The organism is Acidaminococcus fermentans (assembly GCF_009696675.1).
GTDB lineage: Bacteria > Bacillota > Negativicutes > Acidaminococcales > Acidaminococcaceae > Acidaminococcus.
Genome location: NZ_VULN01000013.1, coordinates 1 through 16,786, shown reverse-complemented (window position 1 = coordinate 16,786; position 16,786 = coordinate 1). Strand labels below are relative to the sequence as shown.

20 protein-coding genes are annotated in these 16,786 nt (G+C 55.3%); 1 reads left to right on the top strand and 19 read right to left on the bottom strand.

All coding sequences use genetic code 11. The features are described 5' to 3' along the window. Positions 1 to 16 precede the first annotated feature (16 nt). The 19 genes from rpsS to FX155_RS08900 form a co-directional block, all read right to left on the bottom strand. Entirely contained in the window at positions 17 to 295 is a 279-nt protein-coding gene (gene rpsS / locus FX155_RS08990) for a 30S ribosomal protein S19 (protein WP_022486699.1), read from the bottom strand. A 28-nt stretch (positions 296 to 323) separates the two neighbouring features. Further along, positions 324 to 1,154, bottom strand: coding sequence for a 50S ribosomal protein L2 (rplB, locus tag FX155_RS08985; protein WP_022486700.1), 831 nt, complete (start codon positions 1,152 to 1,154; stop codon positions 324 to 326). A gap of 21 nt (positions 1,155 to 1,175) precedes the next feature. Beyond that, a complete protein-coding gene (gene rplW / locus FX155_RS08980) occupies positions 1,176 to 1,466 on the bottom strand; it encodes a 50S ribosomal protein L23 (protein ID WP_012939260.1) in 291 nt (96 codons plus the stop codon). Then, positions 1,466 to 2,095, bottom strand: coding sequence for a 50S ribosomal protein L4 (rplD, locus tag FX155_RS08975; RefSeq protein WP_022486701.1), 630 nt, complete (start codon positions 2,093 to 2,095; stop codon positions 1,466 to 1,468). The genes rplW and rplD overlap by 1 nt, the downstream gene beginning before the upstream one ends. Before the next feature lie 25 nt (positions 2,096 to 2,120). Next, positions 2,121 to 2,780 (bottom strand): 50S ribosomal protein L3, encoded by a 660-nt coding sequence (gene rplC / locus FX155_RS08970; protein ID WP_012939262.1) that lies wholly within the window; start codon positions 2,778 to 2,780, stop codon positions 2,121 to 2,123. A gap of 12 nt (positions 2,781 to 2,792) precedes the next feature. Continuing rightward, positions 2,793 to 3,104 carry a 30S ribosomal protein S10 gene (gene rpsJ / locus FX155_RS08965; RefSeq protein ID WP_012939263.1) on the bottom strand — a complete coding sequence of 104 codons (312 nt, stop codon included), beginning with the start codon at positions 3,102 to 3,104 and terminating at the stop codon, positions 2,793 to 2,795. Between the two features lie 180 nt (positions 3,105 to 3,284). Next, complete coding sequence (gene tuf, locus FX155_RS08960; RefSeq protein WP_154487621.1) at positions 3,285 to 4,478, bottom strand: elongation factor Tu; 1,194 nt, start codon at positions 4,476 to 4,478, stop codon at positions 3,285 to 3,287. Between the two features lie 29 nt (positions 4,479 to 4,507). Further along, entirely contained in the window at positions 4,508 to 6,595 is a 2,088-nt protein-coding gene (fusA, locus tag FX155_RS08955; protein WP_022486811.1) for an elongation factor G, read from the bottom strand. Between the two features lie 23 nt (positions 6,596 to 6,618). Further along, positions 6,619 to 7,089: a 30S ribosomal protein S7 gene (rpsG, locus tag FX155_RS08950; protein ID WP_012939265.1), complete on the bottom strand. Its 471-nt coding sequence runs from the start codon at positions 7,087 to 7,089 to the stop codon at positions 6,619 to 6,621. A gap of 44 nt (positions 7,090 to 7,133) precedes the next feature. Then, positions 7,134 to 7,517 carry a 30S ribosomal protein S12 gene (gene rpsL / locus FX155_RS08945; RefSeq protein WP_012939266.1) on the bottom strand — a complete coding sequence of 128 codons (384 nt, stop codon included), beginning with the start codon at positions 7,515 to 7,517 and terminating at the stop codon, positions 7,134 to 7,136. A gap of 65 nt (positions 7,518 to 7,582) precedes the next feature. Beyond that, entirely contained in the window at positions 7,583 to 7,837 is a 255-nt protein-coding gene (locus tag FX155_RS08940; RefSeq protein WP_154488471.1) for a L7Ae/L30e/S12e/Gadd45 family ribosomal protein, read from the bottom strand. Between the two features lie 359 nt (positions 7,838 to 8,196). Continuing rightward, positions 8,197 to 8,550 carry a cupin domain-containing protein gene (locus tag FX155_RS08935; RefSeq protein ID WP_022486813.1) on the bottom strand — a complete coding sequence of 118 codons (354 nt, stop codon included), beginning with the start codon at positions 8,548 to 8,550 and terminating at the stop codon, positions 8,197 to 8,199. A gap of 56 nt (positions 8,551 to 8,606) precedes the next feature. Continuing rightward, complete coding sequence (locus tag FX155_RS08930) at positions 8,607 to 9,083, bottom strand: threonine/serine exporter family protein (RefSeq protein WP_022486814.1); 477 nt, start codon at positions 9,081 to 9,083, stop codon at positions 8,607 to 8,609. A 9-nt stretch (positions 9,084 to 9,092) separates the two neighbouring features. Beyond that, positions 9,093 to 9,863, bottom strand: coding sequence for a threonine/serine ThrE exporter family protein (locus tag FX155_RS08925; RefSeq protein ID WP_154488470.1), 771 nt, complete (start codon positions 9,861 to 9,863; stop codon positions 9,093 to 9,095). Positions 9,864 to 9,867: 4 nt separating this feature from the next. Further along, complete coding sequence (locus FX155_RS08920; RefSeq protein ID WP_022486816.1) at positions 9,868 to 10,563, bottom strand: uracil-DNA glycosylase; 696 nt, start codon at positions 10,561 to 10,563, stop codon at positions 9,868 to 9,870. Next, the gene (locus FX155_RS08915) at positions 10,560 to 12,524 is read right to left on the bottom strand and encodes an ABC-F family ATP-binding cassette domain-containing protein (protein WP_154488468.1); all 1,965 of its coding nucleotides are present in this window, start codon (positions 12,522 to 12,524) and stop codon (positions 10,560 to 10,562) included. Before FX155_RS08915 ends, FX155_RS08920 begins: the two co-directional genes overlap by 4 nt. A 5-nt stretch (positions 12,525 to 12,529) precedes the next feature. Beyond that, the gene (gene galE, locus FX155_RS08910) at positions 12,530 to 13,519 is read right to left on the bottom strand and encodes a UDP-glucose 4-epimerase GalE (protein ID WP_022486818.1); all 990 of its coding nucleotides are present in this window, start codon (positions 13,517 to 13,519) and stop codon (positions 12,530 to 12,532) included. A gap of 12 nt (positions 13,520 to 13,531) precedes the next feature. Next, complete coding sequence (locus FX155_RS08905) at positions 13,532 to 14,896, bottom strand: phosphomannomutase (RefSeq protein WP_154488467.1); 1,365 nt, start codon at positions 14,894 to 14,896, stop codon at positions 13,532 to 13,534. A gap of 18 nt (positions 14,897 to 14,914) precedes the next feature. Beyond that, complete coding sequence (locus FX155_RS08900; protein ID WP_154488466.1) at positions 14,915 to 15,910, bottom strand: hypothetical protein; 996 nt, start codon at positions 15,908 to 15,910, stop codon at positions 14,915 to 14,917. Positions 15,911 to 16,067: 157 nt separating this feature from the next. Here FX155_RS08900 and FX155_RS08895 point away from each other — a divergent pair, with 157 nt between their 5' ends. After that, positions 16,068 to 16,622 (top strand): hypothetical protein, encoded by a 555-nt coding sequence (locus tag FX155_RS08895; RefSeq protein ID WP_154488465.1) that lies wholly within the window; start codon positions 16,068 to 16,070, stop codon positions 16,620 to 16,622. Positions 16,623 to 16,786: the final 164 nt, after the last annotated feature.

The following is a 16,786-nucleotide window of genomic DNA, read 5'->3' as shown; positions in this document are numbered from 1 at the left end:
ATCCTCCTTCCCCTGATTATTTCGTTACGGCAGCGGCTTTATCGCCATGGCCCTTGAACAGACGGGTAGGAGCGAATTCGCCTAATTTATGGCCGACCATATCTTCGGTGATATACACAGGCACATGTTTGCGGCCATCATGGACAGCAATGGTGTGACCCAGGAATTCAGGGAGAATCGTGGAGCTGCGGGACCAGGTTTTAACGACTTTCTTATCCTGGGCAGCGTTCAGCGCTTCAATTTTCTTCAGCAGACTAGCTTGGACATAAGGTCCTTTTTTAACGGATCTGGACACTCTGTATGCCTCCTTTCAACAAACTCTGTTATTTCGTTCTGCGTTTCAGGATCAGTTTGGAAGAAGCCTTCTTGTTCTTCCGGGTACGGGTACCAAAAGCACTCTTGCCCCAGGGAGTAACAGGACGCTTACGACCAACAGGGGAGTGACCTTCACCGCCGCCATGAGGATGGTCGTTCGGGTTCATTGCCACACCACGGTTGGCGGGACGGACACCCAGCCAGCGGGAACGGCCTGCTTTACCCAGAGTCAGGTTTTCATGATCCAGGTTGCCGATCTGACCGATGGTGGCACGGCAGTTGATGTGTACCTGACGCAGTTCGCCGGAAGGCATACGCAGCAGGGCATAGCTGCCTTCTTTGGCCATCAGCTGGATGGCAGCGCCGGCGCTCCGGCCCATCTGGCCGCCTTTGCCGATCTTCAGTTCCACATTGTGGACCATGGTACCCAGAGGGATGTTCTGCAGGGGCAGTGCGTTGCCCACTTTGATATCGGCTTCGGGACCGCTGACAACAACGTCGCCCACCTTCAGGCCCTGAGGAGCCAGGATGTAGCGTTTTTCACCGTCTGCATAGTTCAGCAGAGCAATGTTGGCGCTCCGGTTGGGATCATATTCGATGGTCGCAACTTTTGCGGGGATGTTGTCTTTATTCCGTTTGAAATCGATGATACGATACTGTCTTTTGTGACCGCCGCCCTGATGACGAACCGTCATTTTACCGGTGTTGTTCCGGCCGGCATGCTGGTTCAGTTTAACAACTAAAGGGCGATGGGGCTTGTCCGTAGTGATCTCTTCAAAGGTGGACACAGTCATGCTGCGTCTGGAAGGAGAATACGGATTAAAGCTTTTAATAGCCATTGTTTGACCTCCTTAGACGAATTACATTCCTTCGAAGAGCGGAATTGTATTACCTTCAGCCAGTTTTACAATTGCTTTCTTGTAATCGGAACGCTTGCCTTCATATTTGCCCATACGCTTGGTTTTACCCAGAACGCGGATGGTGTTGACATTCACAACCTTCACATTGAAGATGGCTTCAATGGCCTGGCGGATTTCAGTCTTGTTTGCGCCCATTGCCACTTGGAAAGTGTATTTGTTGTCCTTCATCATGTCAGAAGTCTTTTCGGTCACAATGGGTCTGATGATAATGTCGCGAGGATTGGCAGCCATTATGCGAGCACCTCCTCAATTCTTGCTACGGCATCTTTTGCCAGCAGTACTTTTTCCGCATTCAGGATATCGTAAACGTTCAGGCAGTCATTGGACAGGGCCTTTACTTTTTCGATGTTGCGGGAAGATTTTTCTACGTTTTCGTTTTCCCCGTCAGTGATGATCAGGGCTTTTTTGTCGACAGCTTCGAAGCCATTCAGCAGAGCAACTGCATCTTTGGTCTTGGGAGCATCGAAGGTCAGGTTGTCAACCACAACCAGAGCACCTTCAGCGACTTTTGCGCTCAGTGCGCAGCGGATGGCCAGACGACGGGCCTTCCGGGGCATATCTTTTGCATGGCTCCGGGGAGCAGGACCGAAGACGGTACCACCGCCTACCCACAGAGGAGAACGGACGGAACCGGCACGAGCCCGGCCAGTACCTTTCTGTTTCCAGGGTTTTCTGCCACCGCCCCGTACCATACCGCGGGTCTTGGTTGCATGAGTGCCCTGACGTTCGTTGGCTTGCTGCATAACAACAGCCTGATGGACAACGGCTTCGTTGAATTCTACGCCAAAGACGTAATCCATCAATTCTATTTCTTCACCGGTCTGTTTGCCGGTCATATCGTAAACTGCTACTTTCGGCATTGAAACGCCCTCCTTTCGTTAAACCTTATTTTTGTTCTGCTTTCACGACATCGGGACGAACCGTGTCTCTCAGCAGCAGGAAGGTACCAGCGGCACCAGGTACAGAACCTTTCACCATGATCAGGTTGCGGTCCTTGTCCACTTTTGCGATCGTCAAGCGCTGTACAGTCGCGCTGATTCCACCCATACGGCCAGGCAGTTTCTTGCCTTTGATTACACGGCCGCCAGGACCGGAATGCATAGGACCATTGGAACCAGGTTCACGATGAGATTTGGAACCGTGTTTCATAGGACCACGTGCGAAGTTGTGGCGTTTGATCGTACCAGCGAACCCTTTACCGCGGGAAACGCCGACAGCGTCAACCAGATCGCCGGCTGCGAAAATGTCAGCAGCAATCTTGTCACCGACTTTATATTCAGAAGGAGCATCCAGACGAACTTCGCGGACAACCTTTACAGGAGCCACACCAGCTTTGTCGAAGAAGCCCTTCATGGGTTTGTTGACTTGTTTTTCTTTGATATCCCCAAAACCCAGCTGAACAGCATTGTAGCCGTCTTTTTCTTCCGTTTTGTTCTGCAGTACGACGCAGGGACCCGCTTCCACAACAGTTACGGGAACCAAAGTACCGTCAGCTTCAAAAATTTGGGTCATACCTAATTTTTTGCCTAAGATTCCTTTAGCCATCATCGCACCTCCTTACGCTTTGATCTCGATATCTACACCAGCAGGAAGATCCAAGCGAGTCAGTGCATCGATCGTCTTAGCTGTAGGTTCCAGGATGTCAACCAGTCTCTTGTGGGTCCGCATTTCGAACTGTTCACGAGAGTCTTTGTTTACATGAGGGGAACGCAGAATCGTATAGATGTTTTTTTCCGTAGGCAGGGGAATCGGGCCGGAAACCTGAGCACCGGTACGTTTCGCCGTTTCTACGATTTTGGAAGCACTCTGATCCAGTGCTTTGTAGTCATACGCTTTCAGGCGTATACGGATTTTTTGAGTCTTTGCCATTGTTTTTAATTCCTCCATTCGCCACGTTTCCAAGAACGGACATACTCAGCAGAAGTTCCCTTCTTTGCCAGCGGGCCAGAAGCCATCTTCTGCCTCATCGCGGGCCCTGTAAAGCATAAGAATATGAGGGGCTTTGGCCAAGCCCCTCATATGGGCTTTCTTTAGATTGAATCGGAAGGATTAGCCTTCGATTTCGGTAACAACACCGGCACCAACGGTATGGCCGCCTTCGCGGATAGCGAAACGCAGACCTTGTTCGATGGCGATCGGGGTGATCAGTTCAACATCCATCACCACGTTGTCCCCAGGCATAACCATTTCGGTGCCTTCAGGCAGGTGAGCAACACCGGTAACGTCGGTGGTACGGAAGTAGAACTGCGGACGGTAGCCGTTGAAGAACGGAGTATGACGGCCGCCTTCTTCTTTGGTCAGTACGTAAACCTGGCCTTTGAATTTGGTATGAGGATGGATGGTGCCCGGTTTGGCCAGTACCTGACCTCTTTCGATTTCGGTACGGTCGATACCACGCAGCAGGCAGCCGATGTTGTCGCCGGCTTCAGCCTGATCCAGGGTCTTCCGGAACATTTCCAGACCGGTAGCTACGGACTGTTTCTTTTCGTCGGACAGACCAACGATTTCAACAGTGTCCCCAACTTTGATCACGCCACGTTCCACACGGCCAGTAGCTACGGTACCACGGCCAGTGATGGTGAACACGTCTTCGATAGGCATCAGGAACGGTTTTGCCAGGTCATGGACAGGAGTAGGAATGTATTCGTCAACAGCCTTCATCAGTTTCCGGATGTTGTCTTCCTGTTCTTTGTCCCCTTCCAGGGCTTTCAGAGCGGAACCCACAACGATGGGCACTTCGTCTCCAGGATAGCCGTACTGGCTCAGCAGGTCACGGACTTCCATTTCAACCAGTTCGATCAGTTCAGGATCGTCAACTTGGTCGGATTTGTTCAGGAACACTACGATGGCAGGTACGCCAACCTGGCGGGCCAGCAGGATGTGTTCACGGGTCTGAGGCATGGGGCCGTCAGCAGCGGAAACAACCAGGATGGCACCGTCCATCTGAGCAGCACCGGTGATCATGTTCTTTACATAGTCAGCGTGCCCCGGGCAGTCAACGTGTGCATAGTGTCTGGTTTCGGTTTCGTATTCAACGTGAGCGGTGTTGATGGTAATCCCACGTTCTCTTTCTTCCGGAGCCTTATCGATATCGGCATAAGCTTCGAAAGTGGCTTTGCAGCCCGGAGTTTCGGACAGGACTTTGGTGATAGCCGCAGTCAGAGTGGTCTTGCCGTGATCGACGTGACCAATGGTACCAATGTTAACATGGGGTTTGGTTCTTTCAAATTTCTCTTTAGCCATTGTGATATCCTCCTAGTGATGCCAGGACATTAGTCCTGTGCGGTTCCCTTATTTTTGGCAATGATCGCTTCCGCGATGTTCTTGGGAACTTCTTCGTAATGGTCTACTTCCATGGAGTAGTTGCCGCGGCCCTGGGTCTTGGAACGCAGGTCCGTTGCATACCCGAACATTTCGGACAGGGGAACATAAGCCGTGATAACCTGTGCACCGCTTCTTGCTTCCATGCCTTCGATGCGGCCCCGGCGGGAGTTCAGGTCGCCGATAACGTCGCCCATGTACTCTTCAGGGATGGTGACTTCCACTTTCATGTACGGTTCCAGCAGAACAGGGTTTGCTTTCAGGGCACCATTCTTGAAGCCCATGGAACCGGCAATCTTAAATGCCATTTCAGAGGAGTCGACTTCGTGGTAGGAGCCGTCGAACACGGTAACTCCGATATCCACCATGGGATATCCGGCGATGACACCGTTTTCCATAGCTTCCTTGACACCGGCTTCAACAGGAGCGATGTATTCCTTGGGAATGGCACCGCCAACGATCTTGTTTTCGAACTTGAAGCCTTCGCCCGGCTGCAGCGGAGTCAGTTTCAGCCAGCAATCGCCGTACTGCCCTTTACCACCGGACTGCCGTACGAATTTACCCTGGCTTTCCACTTCCTTGCGGATGGTTTCTCTGTAAGCTACCTGCGGGTTGCCCACGGTGCAGTCTACATGGAATTCTCTCTTCAGCCGGTCAACGATGATGTCCAGGTGAAGTTCGCCCATCCCGGAGATGATGGTCTGGGAAGATTCCGGATCCGTGCGGACACGGAAGGTGGGGTCTTCTTCAGCCAGCTTGCCCAGGGCGATGCCCATTTTTTCCTGGTCAGCCTTGGTCTTGGGTTCGATGGCCACGGAGATAACCGGTTCAGGGAACACCATGGATTCCAGGATGATGGGAGCTTTATCGTCGCACAGGGTATCACCGGTGCCAGTGTCTTTCAGACCTACGGCAGCAGCAATGTCCCCGGCAAATACTTCTTCGATTTCCGTTCTGTGGTTGGAGTGCATCCGCAGGATACGGCCGATCCGTTCTCTCTTGTCTTTGTTGGAGTTGTAGACATAGGAGCCGGCGGTCAGGGTACCGGAGTACACTCTGAAGAATGCCAGACGGCCCACATAGGGGTCGGTAGCGATCTTGAAGGCCAGAGCTGCGAAAGGAGCGTTGTCATCGGAAGGCCGTTCTTCTTCTTCCCCGGTTTCCGGGTTGGTCCCTTTGATGGCGGGCACATCCAGAGGAGAGGGCATGTAGTCGATGATGGCATCCAGCAGCGGCTGTACGCCTTTGTTCTTGTAGGAAGAACCGCAGGTCACAGGGAAGAGCTTGCACTGGCAGGTCATCTTCCGGATGGCGCCTTTGATTTCTTCTTCAGTCAGATCTTCACCTTCCAGATATTTTTCCATCAGGTCGTCGTCGCTTTCCGCAACGGCTTCCAGCAGGATCTGGCGGTATTTCTGGGCTTCTTCCACGTATTCTTCAGGGATGGGTTCGAATTCTTCATCCTTGCCCAGCTTGTCCCCGTAAATGATGGCCTGCATCTTTACCAGGTCGATCAGGCCTACGAAGCTGTCTTCAGCGCCCATGGGAACCTGAATGGCAACTGCGTTGGCACCCAGACGGTCTTTCATCATCTGGATTACGTTGAAGAAGTCAGCCCCGGTGGTATCCATCTTGTTTACATAAGCGATACGGGGGACGTTGTATTCTTCCGCCTGACGCCATACGGTTTCGGACTGGGGTTCAACACCGCCTTTGGCGCTGAATACAGCCACAGAGCCATCCAGTACACGCAGGGAACGTTCTACTTCAACGGTGAAGTCAACGTGCCCCGGGGTGTCGATGATGTTAATGGAATGGCCTTTCCAATGGCAGGTCGTAGCAGCGGAAGTAATCGTAATACCACGTTCTTGTTCCTGGACCATCCAGTCCATGGTGGCAGCCCCATCATGAACTTCACCGATCTTGTGCGTCTTGCCGGTGTAGAACAGGATACGTTCCGTGGTCGTAGTTTTACCGGCATCGATGTGAGCCATGATACCGATGTTTCTAATTTTATCTAAGGGAAACTCTCTACCCACGAATTACTCCTCCTTAAGGAATCTTACCAACGATAGTGAGCAAAAGCTCTGTTTGCTTCAGCCATCTTGTGCGTGTCTTCGCGTTTCTTCACGGAAGCGCCGGTGTTGTTGGCGGCATCCATCAGTTCGCCGGCAACCCGTTCGCACATGGTCTTTTCACCGCGCAGGCGGGAATAGTTGACCAGCCACCGGATACCCAGAGTGGTTTTCCGGTCAGCTCTGACTTCCACAGGAACCTGGTAGTTGGCACCGCCCACCCGGCGTGCTTTTACTTCCAGGACAGGCATTACGTTCTTCATGGCAGCGTCGAACACTTCCATGGGATCCTTCCCGGTCTTGGAATGGATCAGATCGAATGCGTCATATACGATACGCTCAGCAACACCTTTTTTGCCGTCGAGCATAATTTTGTTGATGAATCTGGTTAACAGTTTGGAACCATATACTGGATCCGGTAATACGTCTCTTTTGGTTACAGGACCTTTTCTCGGCATCTGTATTTCCTCCTTCGTTATTGTCTCATTCTACAGCAGGCAGCTTATTTCTTGGCTGCTTTCGGGCGTTTTGCACCGTATTTGGAACGGCCCTGGTTGCGGTCAGCAACACCGGCGGTATCCAATGCGCCGCGAATGATGTGATAACGAACACCGGGAAGATCCTTGACTCTTCCGCCTCTGATCAGAACAACGGAGTGTTCCTGCAGATTGTGGCCAATACCAGGAATGTAAGCAGTGACTTCAATCCCATTGGTCAGACGGACACGGGCAACCTTCCGCAGAGCAGAGTTAGGTTTTTTCGGAGTGGTGGTGTACACTCTCGTGCAGACACCGCGTTTTTGCGGTGAATTTTTCAATGCTGGCGCCGTGGATTTTTGAGTAATAACTTGTCTACCTTTACGAACCAATTGGTTGATTGTAGGCATTCCGGCACCTCCTTTCTCGAGAATAAGATTTAATGATTATGAAGATCTGCCGTTTCCGGCAGATTCTACCGGGTTTTGAGCACAGCGGCTACGGAAGCTCCCACATGGATGCCGCAGGCCTTGCCGAGTTCCAGCATAGTATCCACATTTTCCACTGTGATGCCCTTGGCTTCACACAGGTCCCTGACAGGCCCTGTTACATGGTCATCCGCATCCCGGGCGATCAGGACTCCTACGGCCCGATCCCGGGCAATGGCCTTTTGGGACTGCTTCACACCGACTACAACCGGCGAACCGTTTTTTACGTCTGCGAGAAACATTTGACACCTCCAAAAGACATACTACCCCTCTGTGACACTGTGGTATTGTAACATTACTGACAGCCAATGTCAATATTTTTTCGGGATTTTTTTCGGTTTTCGGCCACATTTTATGCGCTTCTTTCTTTACACAGTTCCGTGCGTTTCTTTTAGTGTAAACAAGGGGAAATTTCCTCGCTTCCCGGACACTGGTACCGCAGTAAAGCAGGGAAATTTTCGCAGATTTAAGGTCAATTCAGCCGAAAAAAATGCATTTTTTATACAAGAGTTCACAAAGTTTTTACAAATAAAAAGAAACCCGCCAAAAGCGGGTTTCCTCCTCCGGCCGCTGACCGTTGGCAGCCGACTATTGACAATCCTTATCTCTTATACCCCGGCGTATTGCAGATCAGGGCGATGAACACCAGATCCTCCTTGCCGGTGTTCTTCAGGCCGTGGGTGCCTCCGTCGGCGCAGAAGGTCACGTCCCCGGCCTTTACGGGCAGCTTCTTGTCCTCGTCGGTGTATTCCCCTTCTCCCTGGAGCAGGTAGTAGGTCTCATTGTTTCCCAGATGCTGATGGACAGGGACGGCACAGCCCGGATGCAGGGTGATCTGGGCGAACAGGTCATTGTTCCCCTGGAAAGCGGACGGGTCCATGAGGATTTCCTTTTCGATGGTCCCGGTCCCTGGATTGTTGACCACCTGTTTTTCTCGTTTCGTGAATACTGCCATTGGGCATTCCTCCTTCACATTTCCTGTCTGTATTATAGCCAGTCTTCCGATTTTCCTCAACGGCCGTGCCGACGTTTGTCCCGGACCATCTTCTTGCTGGTCTTGTACACCTTGGCCAGGCCGGACACCAGCAGGATCCCCATGGCAATGGCTGTGGCATCCAGGGCGGCGGACACAAAGGTGTGCATCCCCAGGCTGTAGGCATTGAGCATGGTGTAGTTCATGGCCCGGTACAAGGGCAGTCCGGGCACCAGGGGGATGATCCCCGGAATGGAGAAGATGGGCACCGGCTGCCGGTACCAGCGGGCAAAGATCTCGCTGCAGATGGAAAGGGCCACAGTGCCGGCAAAGTTGCTGAGCATGGAGCTGAGGCCGAAGCCGCTCAACAGGATAATGTACACCCCGAAGCCCACCATACCCACGAACCCCGCCTTGTACAGGCAGCTTTCCGGGCATTTGAACAGTTTGCCGAAGGCCACGGTGGCGAAAAAGGAAAATACGGTTTTGATGAAAATGGTTGCTGCCAGCGGCATAAAAGCCTCCTACATGTACAGTATGCCCAGGACGGTGGCGATGCCGATGGCCACCCCGCCCACCAGGAAAATGGCTTCCCCGGCCCGGCAGGTGCCGCTGAGCAGGTCTCCGGCCATGAAATCCCGGATCCCGTTGGTAAAGGCCATCCCCGGCAGGTAGGGCATCACGCCTCCGGCAATGGCCAGTTCCATCACAAGGTCCGGACAGGCCATCCGGAACAATACCACCGTAAGACAGATAATGGCCCCGGCCATGGTGGTCTCCCAGAAGCTGCTGGGACGGAAGGGGGACACCGCCTTCACAAAGGCCATGGAAAGCAGGGACCCCAGCAGGGCCGCCAAAAATTCCAGATAACCGCCTCCCAGCACCACGGCGAAGAAAGCCCCGGCCAGGCCGGACCAGAAGATCTCCTCCCGGGCCGGACGGGGTTTCCGCATGGTCTTCTCCTCCAGGATGGCCATGGTGTCCTGGAAGCTCTTTCCCCAGGTGGGCATGTGGAAGCTCATGTCGTTCACTTCGCTGATGAGGGTCAGATCCGTCCCCCGGTGGGTCACCCGGTACATGAGGCTGGCCCCTTCCATGGTCTCCTCCCCGATCATGATCAGGGAAGGGGTGCAGAAGGCCGCAATGGTGTTCATGCCTCCCTCGTGGCAGATCCGCAGCATGGTGTCCTCCACCCGGTAGGTCTCCGCCCCGCTGACCAGCAGGATCTTTCCGGCGGTCAGGGCGATTTTCAGCACCTGTTCCTTGCTCATGGATGCTAAGGTACTTTTGGTCATAGTTTCACCTCGGTTGGGCAAAAAGGGCCCCTACCGCCGCCCGGAACCGGTTGGCCCCGCCCATGGAGGGATGGGGCACCGCCGCACAGGGCACCCCGTATTTCTCCAGGGTACCGGCGCTTTTCCGTCCGATGGCGATCACCTGGAGCCCGGGCACCAGGTCCAGGAGCATCCGGGCATAGCGGATTCCCTGATCCAGTTCCGGTCCCGTGGGAGTCCGGTTGGTGAGGATCCCGGAAGGCTTGTAGGGATGGAAGGGGAAAATGTTCCACAAAATGGTCTGGAAGGGAGCCAGCCCCTGGGCCGCCAGTTCTCCCCACATAATGGTGGCGGTGGGTTCGTTGAACCCTTCCTCCTTCTGTTTCCGGTTCAAAAGAGGGCTGTCCGGATTGCTGGTCCGCCGGTAATCCCAGCCTTCTCCCAGCACCACCTCCGGCCGCACTGCAGGATGGTGGCCCAGGAGGATCCGTTCGCTGGTCATGGCCATGCCGGAAAAATGGCCCCCCTGGTATCCCAGTCCTTCCGCAATGAACAGGAACCGGGCCTGTTGCCGGAGCTGGAGGTACCGGCGGAAATTGGCGGACCGGATCACCGGAGCTTCCGGTCCGATATCGCAGGAGGGATCATACTCCCCCCAGGGATTGAAGCAGCCGTCCCCATGGAACTGCTGCAGAGCATGCAGAAATTCGTCGATTGTCATTCCAGTGACTCCATGAGTTTTTCCCATTTGTCCATAAGCCCGTCCAGGATCTTGTCCTGTTCCGCGTACTCTTCCGCCAGTCTGGTGCTGGTTTCCAGGTCCTGCTGGTTGGCCGGGTCGGCGATCTTGTCACTGAGCACCTTCTGGAGGGCTTCATATTCCCGGATCTTCAGTTCCACCTGGGGCAGCAGCTTCTGGGCTTCCGCCGGGCTGTAGGGCTTCTTTTCCGTTTTCTTTTCCGCAGGGGACGCCGGGGCTGCCGGTTTGGCGGCCGCCGGTTCCTGTGCTCCCTGGGACGCCGGCTTTTCTTCCTTCCGGGAGGCAGCCGGTACCGCCGGAGCCGTTTGTCCTTCCCGGCTCCGGTTCTTGTCCCGTTCTTCCAGATAGAAGTCGTAGTTTCCTTTGTAATCGGTCACATGGCCTTCTTCCACCGCCCAGATCCGGCCGGCCACCTCGTTCACCAGATACCGGTCGTGGCTTACCAGGAGCACGGTGCCGTCAAAGGTTTCCAGGGCCGCTTCCACCGCCTCCTTGGCGGCGATGTCCAGATGGTTGGTAGGTTCGTCCAGGAGCAGGCAGTTGGCCCCGTCCAGCACCAGCTTCAGCAGCACCAGCCGGGCCTTCTGGCCCCCGGACAGAGTCCCGATCACCTTGAACACATCCTCCCCGTGGAACATCATGCTCCCCAGGAGACGGCGGGTCTGTTCGTCGGTGAGCCCGTATTCCGTCAGGAAGTTCTCCATAATGGTCTGTTTCTCGTCCAGCCGTTCATAGCTCTGGGAGAAATAGCCGATCTTCACCCGGTTCCCGATCCGGGCTTCCCCCTTAAGGGGCGGCAGTTCCTGGAGGATGGTCTTCAGCAGGGTGGATTTCCCGCAGCCGTTGGGACCGATGATGGCCACCTTTTCTCCCCGGCGCAGGGTCAGGTCCACATCCTGGAGCAGGAGATGCTGGGGATACCCCACATCCAGGTGTTCCAGCATGATCACCTTTTCCGCACACTCCGCCGCATGGGGCAGCCGCAGCTGGAACTCTTCCTCCTGGACCGGGGCGTCGATCCGCTCCAGCCGGTCCAGCTGGGACTGGCGGCCCCGGGCCATCTTGCTCTTGATCCCCGCCTTGAACCGGCGGATGTAGGCCTCCTGCCGGGCGATGTATTCCTGCTGGGCCTCATAGGCCCGGGTCTGGGTCAGCACCTGGATTTCCTTCTGTTCCAGATACCGGGAATAGTTCCCCTTGAACCGGTGGATCGTGCCCCCTTCCATTTCCAGGATCTCTTCCACCACATTGTCCAGGAAGGCCCGGTCATGGGAAATCACCAGCACTCCGCCCCGGAATTCCCGGAGGTACTTTTCCAGCCATTCGCTCATGACGATGTCCAGGTGGTTGGTGGGTTCGTCCAGGATCAGCATGTCCGGAGAATTCACCAGGGCCGCCGCCAGCTGGAGCCGGGTCTTCTGTCCCCCGGACAGCTTGTCCGCCCGCCACTGCCAGGTGTCTTCCGGATACCCCAGCCCCAGCAGCACCCGTTTGATGTTGCTTTCGTAGTGGTACCCATCCAGATGGGCATACCGGCTTTCCGTCCGGGCATACTGGTCCAGGATCCCCTGGAGCTCTTCTCCCTGGGCCCGGCCGCTGGCTTCCTCCAGCCGGCGCATCTTCTCCCGCAGGTCCAGGATATCCGGGCAGGCGTGCTGCATGAACTCCCGGACCGTTTCCTCCCGGAAGTCGTCAAACCCCTGTTCCACATACCCCAGCCGCAGTTCCCCGGCGAACTTCACCGATCCTCCGTCGGCAAAATCCGGGTTCAGCAGACACCGGAGCAGGGTGGTCTTCCCGCTGCCGTTGACCCCCACCAGGCCCACTTTTTCTCCCTGGCGGATGGTAAAGCTTACATTCTGAAAAATATCGTGGACGCCGAAACTTTTTTTCAGGCCGTCCACGGTCACCAAAATATCCATACTCCTTATTTCTCGTATCCTTTGGGATGCCCTTCATGCCACCGCCAGGCGGTTTCCACGATTTCTTCGATCTGGCTGTGCTTGGGCTCCCAATGGAGCTCCTTCTTGATTTTTTCCGAAGAGGCGATCAGTTTCGCCGGGTCTCCTGCCCGCCGGGCCTCTTCCTTCACTGTAAAGTTCCGTCCCGTGACCTTCTTCACCGCGTCGATGATTTCCCGGACGGAAAAGCCGTTTTCCGTTCCCAGGTTGTAAGTCCGGCAGTCCCCGCCGTTCCGGAGATGGTCCATGGCCAGTACATGGGCGCTGGCCAAATCCTTCACATGGATGTAGTCCCGGAGGCAGGTGCCGTCAGGAGTGGGATAATCCGTGCCGAAAATGGACACGCTTTCCCGCTGGCCCAGGGCCGCCTGGATAATGAGAGGGATCAGATGGGTCTCCGGCCGGTGGTCTTCCCCGATGTTCCCCAAAAGGGACGCCCCGGCGGCGTTGAAGTACCGGAGGGCCACATAGCGCAGGCCGTAGGCATGGCTGTAGTCTTCCATCATCTTTTCGATCATCAGCTTGGTCCGGCCGTACACATTGGTAGGCTGGAGAGGCATGTCTTCCGTAATGGGCACCTGGGCCGGTTCCCCGTAGACAGCCGCTGTGGAAGAGAACACCAGCTGTTCCACTCCCGCTTCCCGCATGGCATCCAAAAGCCCCAGGGTACCGGCCACATTGTTGTAGTAGTATTTCCCCGGGTTCACCATGGATTCTCCCACCTGGCTGCTGGCCGCAAAATGGAGGACCCCGTCGATTTCATATTCCCCCAGGATATGCTTCAGGAAGTTGAAGTCATGGATATCCCCTTCGATGAGCTGGACCTTGTCCGACACCGCATCCACATGGCCGGTGCTGAAATTGTCATAGACAATGGGCGTATATCCGTTGGCCGTCAGTTCTTCCACCACATGGGAGCCGATATAGCCGGCTCCCCCTGTTACCAGTACATTCATCCGTTTTGCCTCCTATGCTCTTTCTCCGCCGATCAACTCCAGCATTTCCCGGGTCTTCTGTTTCAGCAGATCCTTGTCCCCCCGGGTTTCCACATTCAGCCGCACCACCGGTTCCGTGTTGGATTTCCGCAGGTTGAACCGCCATTCATTGTACACCACGCTGAGCCCGTCCATCCGGTCCTGGATCCCGGAACGGAAATGTTTGGACAGCCGTTCCAGCACTTCGTCCGCATCCTTCACCTTCAGGTTGATTTCCCCGCTGCAGGGATACTCGCTGATCCGGGCATCCACCAGCTGGGACAGGGTCATGCCGGAAGTGGACAGAAGGGAAATCAGCAGCAGCCAGGGGATCATCCCGCTGTCGCAGTAGGAGAAATCCCGGAAATAATGGTGGGCGCTCATTTCGCCCCCGTACAGCACACCCTGCCGGCGCATGCATTCCTTGATGAAGGCGTGACCGCTCTTGCACCGTACCGGCTGGCCGTCGTACCGGGCAATGATGTCTTCCGTGTTCCAGGTGAGCCGGGGATCGTAAAGGATCTTGCTGCCGGGATGCTTCTGGAGGAAGTACTGGGCAAAGAGCCCCACCAGATAATACCCTTCGATGAACCGGCCGTTTTCGTCAAAGAAGAAGCACCGGTCGAAGTCCCCATCCCAGGCGATCCCCAGGTCGGCCCCGTTCTTTTTCACCGCTTCTGAAGTGGCCGCCCGGTTTTCCGGCAGGAGCGGGTTGGGCACCCCGTTGGGGAAGGTGCCGTCCGGGGTATCGTTGATCATGATGAACTGGCAGGGCAGATGCTTGGCCAGTTCCTTCACAATGGGACCGGCCCCTCCGTTCCCCGGGTTGGCCACGATCTTAAGCGGCAGCAGGCTCTTTACATTGATATAGGAAAGAAGATGGTCCACATAGCTGGGGACAATATCCACTTTTTTGTAGCTTCCCTGTTCCGCCGCCTTGGGCACCCGGGTCTCGAAATCTTCCGCTGCCACCAGTTCCGCCAGGTCCTTCAGCCCCGTATCCGCAGAAATGGGCCGGGCTTCGGAACGGACCAGCTTCATGCCGTTGTAGTCCTTGGGGTTGTGGCTGGCGGTGATCATCATGCCCCCGTCAGTTTTCAGATGGGCGGTGGCAAAATAGATCATTTCCGTGCCGCACTGGCCCAGATCCTGGACATTGGCCCCGGCATCCCGCATGCCCTTTACCGCCGCTTCGCTGAGGGCCGGTCCGCTGAGCCGGATGTCATGGCCCACCACCAGTTCTTTGGCCTGGAGCTTCCAGGCCAGGGCCCGTCCCAGCCGGTAAGCCAGGTCTTCGTTCACTTCGCTGGGGACGATGCCCCGGATGTCATAGGCTTTAAACGCTTTGGTACTGATCATGATGGTTCCTCCCCACAATTAGTCGTTCTCATCCAAAAGAGCCAGGTTTTCCATGGGCAGCAGGTCCTGGGCCTTGCCCAGGGGCACCCGCAGGCCGCTCCGGTTCAGGATGGCCATGCTGCCGTTTTTCAGCACAATATCCGTCCGGGCCAGTTCCCGGAGCACAAAGCCCAGGGCCACCAGGAAATTCAGACGGTCCTTTTCCTCCAGGGTAAAGGTCTGGTAATCGGTCTTTTCCAGGAGCAGCCGCTGGAAGAACTGGATCTGCTCCCGCTGTTCATTTTTCAGGGTCTCGGTGGTCTTGTACACATGGCGGACCACTTCCAGCAGCCGTTCTCCCCGGGCCTCCGCGTCCGCCAGGAGCAGGGACTGGGTATCCGTATCCGTCTTGAAATGGACCGCCTCATCCTTGGTCATTTTGGACCCGTCCTTGTCGGAAAAATACCCGGGCCGCAGCACCTTGGGGAAGCACATGATGGATTCCAGCACGCTCATTTCATCCAGGGCCGTCACTTCTGAAGTGTACAGAGGCTGGTCCATGATCTGTTCCATCACCAGCTTGGCCTCGTCCCGTTCCAGTTCCGACTGGCTGTAGGAACTGGCCGCTCCCCCCTGGAGAGCCACCACCGTCAGCATCCCGGTGCCTTCCGTATCCAGTTTCTTTTCCTGGATCCGTTCCACCACCCGGCGGATCCGTTTCAGCTTCCGCACATCCTGGGGCAGCAGATGGAGATTCTTATGGGTCTTGTAGGTATAATGGCCCGGTTTGTTCTCGATCTTGTCCAGGATGGCAAAGACCTTGTCGTAGCAGCCCCAGATATGGAGCTTCAGCCGGCCCAGTTCTTCCACTTCCGGAGTCAGCTGCTCCAGCACCTTGTAGAATTTGAACCTTTCTTCATTATACCGTTCAATGGCATTTTTCACCATATTTTCAGAGCTGGTGGCACTTTTATACAGTTTCAGTCCGGCAGCGCCGATCCCGGCAGCCGCCCACACCACAAGAGGTATTGGCATAGGATTTCCTCCGTTTCCTGCACTGTACCCACAGCGGATACAAGATAACTCTACAAATTATAGCCCGATTCCCCAGGTTAGTCAAAACGAAAAGCCGTTGAAAGCTGTCCCCATCCGTTGTAAAATGGGAAGACAGAACCTAAGAGGAGGAACACCCATGAAAAAATTCCTGGCTATGGCCACCCTGCTCCTGACTCTGCTGGCCCTGCCCCTGACGGCAGGCGCGGAACGCAGCGGCTGGAAGAGCAGCACCTTTGCTTTTAAAAATGTGAAAGTCGTGTATCTGAAGGATCTTTCCCGGCAGGATACGGACTTCCGGAAAGCCCATCCCGCCTTTACCCGGGACGACGATGCGGTCCGGAAGACCCTGCTGACCCTCCAGCGGGACTTCAAGAAAGAAGGGGTCACCGTATACAGCAACCCGGTGATGCTGCCGGACAAAAAGCTCCGGAACACCATCACCCTCCAGGTCCAGGTGAACCCGGTGGGAATCGAGACCGCTGACGGCACCGAACCCGCTGCCCGGAAAGGGAACAAGCTGGCCAAAGGGGAAACCGCTTACGCAGGCGTCACCTTCCTGGCCACCAAGAACGGCCAGACCATCTACCAGGTCACCGATGCACGGACCAGCACGGAATACGATTCCGACACCCTGCTGGCCGCCATCATCCGCACCGCCACCGACGAAATGACGAAGAATGCAAAGAAATGACAAAAGGCACCGCGTTTGCGGTGCCTTTTTTGTTGCGGAAAGGTGTCAAGGCTTTTAGACACATCGAACCGAGACACCTCGTTAACTTACTAATTGCTGGTATTTTTCATTCGGAGTTAAATAATCAATACTCGAATGAATACGGTTTGCATTGTAATCGATTA

Excerpts from the sequence above, each read along its gene's own strand:
- rplB (WP_022486700.1), bottom strand. The coding sequence starts at position 1,154 with ATGGCTATTAAAAGCTTTAATCCGTATTCTCCTTCCAGACGCAGCATG.
- rplW (WP_012939260.1), bottom strand. The coding sequence starts at position 1,466 with ATGGCTGCCAATCCTCGCGACATTATCATCAGACCCATTGTGACCGAA.
- rplD (WP_022486701.1), bottom strand. The coding sequence starts at position 2,095 with ATGCCGAAAGTAGCAGTTTACGATATGACCGGCAAACAGACCGGTGAA.
- rplC (WP_012939262.1), bottom strand. The coding sequence starts at position 2,780 with ATGGCTAAAGGAATCTTAGGCAAAAAATTAGGTATGACCCAAATTTTT.
- rpsJ (WP_012939263.1), bottom strand. The coding sequence starts at position 3,104 with ATGGCAAAGACTCAAAAAATCCGTATACGCCTGAAAGCGTATGACTAC.
- tuf (WP_154487621.1), bottom strand. The coding sequence starts at position 4,478 with ATGGCTAAAGAGAAATTTGAAAGAACCAAACCCCATGTTAACATTGGT.
- rpsG (WP_012939265.1), bottom strand. The coding sequence starts at position 7,089 with ATGCCGAGAAAAGGTCCTGTAACCAAAAGAGACGTATTACCGGATCCA.
- rpsL (WP_012939266.1), bottom strand. The coding sequence starts at position 7,517 with ATGCCTACAATCAACCAATTGGTTCGTAAAGGTAGACAAGTTATTACT.
- FX155_RS08940 (WP_154488471.1), bottom strand. The coding sequence starts at position 7,837 with ATGTTTCTCGCAGACGTAAAAAACGGTTCGCCGGTTGTAGTCGGTGTG.
- FX155_RS08935 (WP_022486813.1), bottom strand. The coding sequence starts at position 8,550 with ATGGCAGTATTCACGAAACGAGAAAAACAGGTGGTCAACAATCCAGGG.
- FX155_RS08930 (WP_022486814.1), bottom strand. The coding sequence starts at position 9,083 with ATGCCGCTGGCAGCAACCATTTTCATCAAAACCGTATTTTCCTTTTTC.
- FX155_RS08925 (WP_154488470.1), bottom strand. The coding sequence starts at position 9,863 with ATGACCAAAAGTACCTTAGCATCCATGAGCAAGGAACAGGTGCTGAAA.
- FX155_RS08920 (WP_022486816.1), bottom strand. The coding sequence starts at position 10,563 with ATGACAATCGACGAATTTCTGCATGCTCTGCAGCAGTTCCATGGGGAC.
- FX155_RS08915 (WP_154488468.1), bottom strand. The coding sequence starts at position 12,524 with ATGGATATTTTGGTGACCGTGGACGGCCTGAAAAAAAGTTTCGGCGTC.
- galE (WP_022486818.1), bottom strand. The coding sequence starts at position 13,519 with ATGAATGTACTGGTAACAGGGGGAGCCGGCTATATCGGCTCCCATGTG.
- FX155_RS08905 (WP_154488467.1), bottom strand. The coding sequence starts at position 14,896 with ATGATCAGTACCAAAGCGTTTAAAGCCTATGACATCCGGGGCATCGTC.
- FX155_RS08900 (WP_154488466.1), bottom strand. The coding sequence starts at position 15,910 with ATGCCAATACCTCTTGTGGTGTGGGCGGCTGCCGGGATCGGCGCTGCC.
- FX155_RS08895 (WP_154488465.1), top strand. The coding sequence starts at position 16,068 with ATGAAAAAATTCCTGGCTATGGCCACCCTGCTCCTGACTCTGCTGGCC.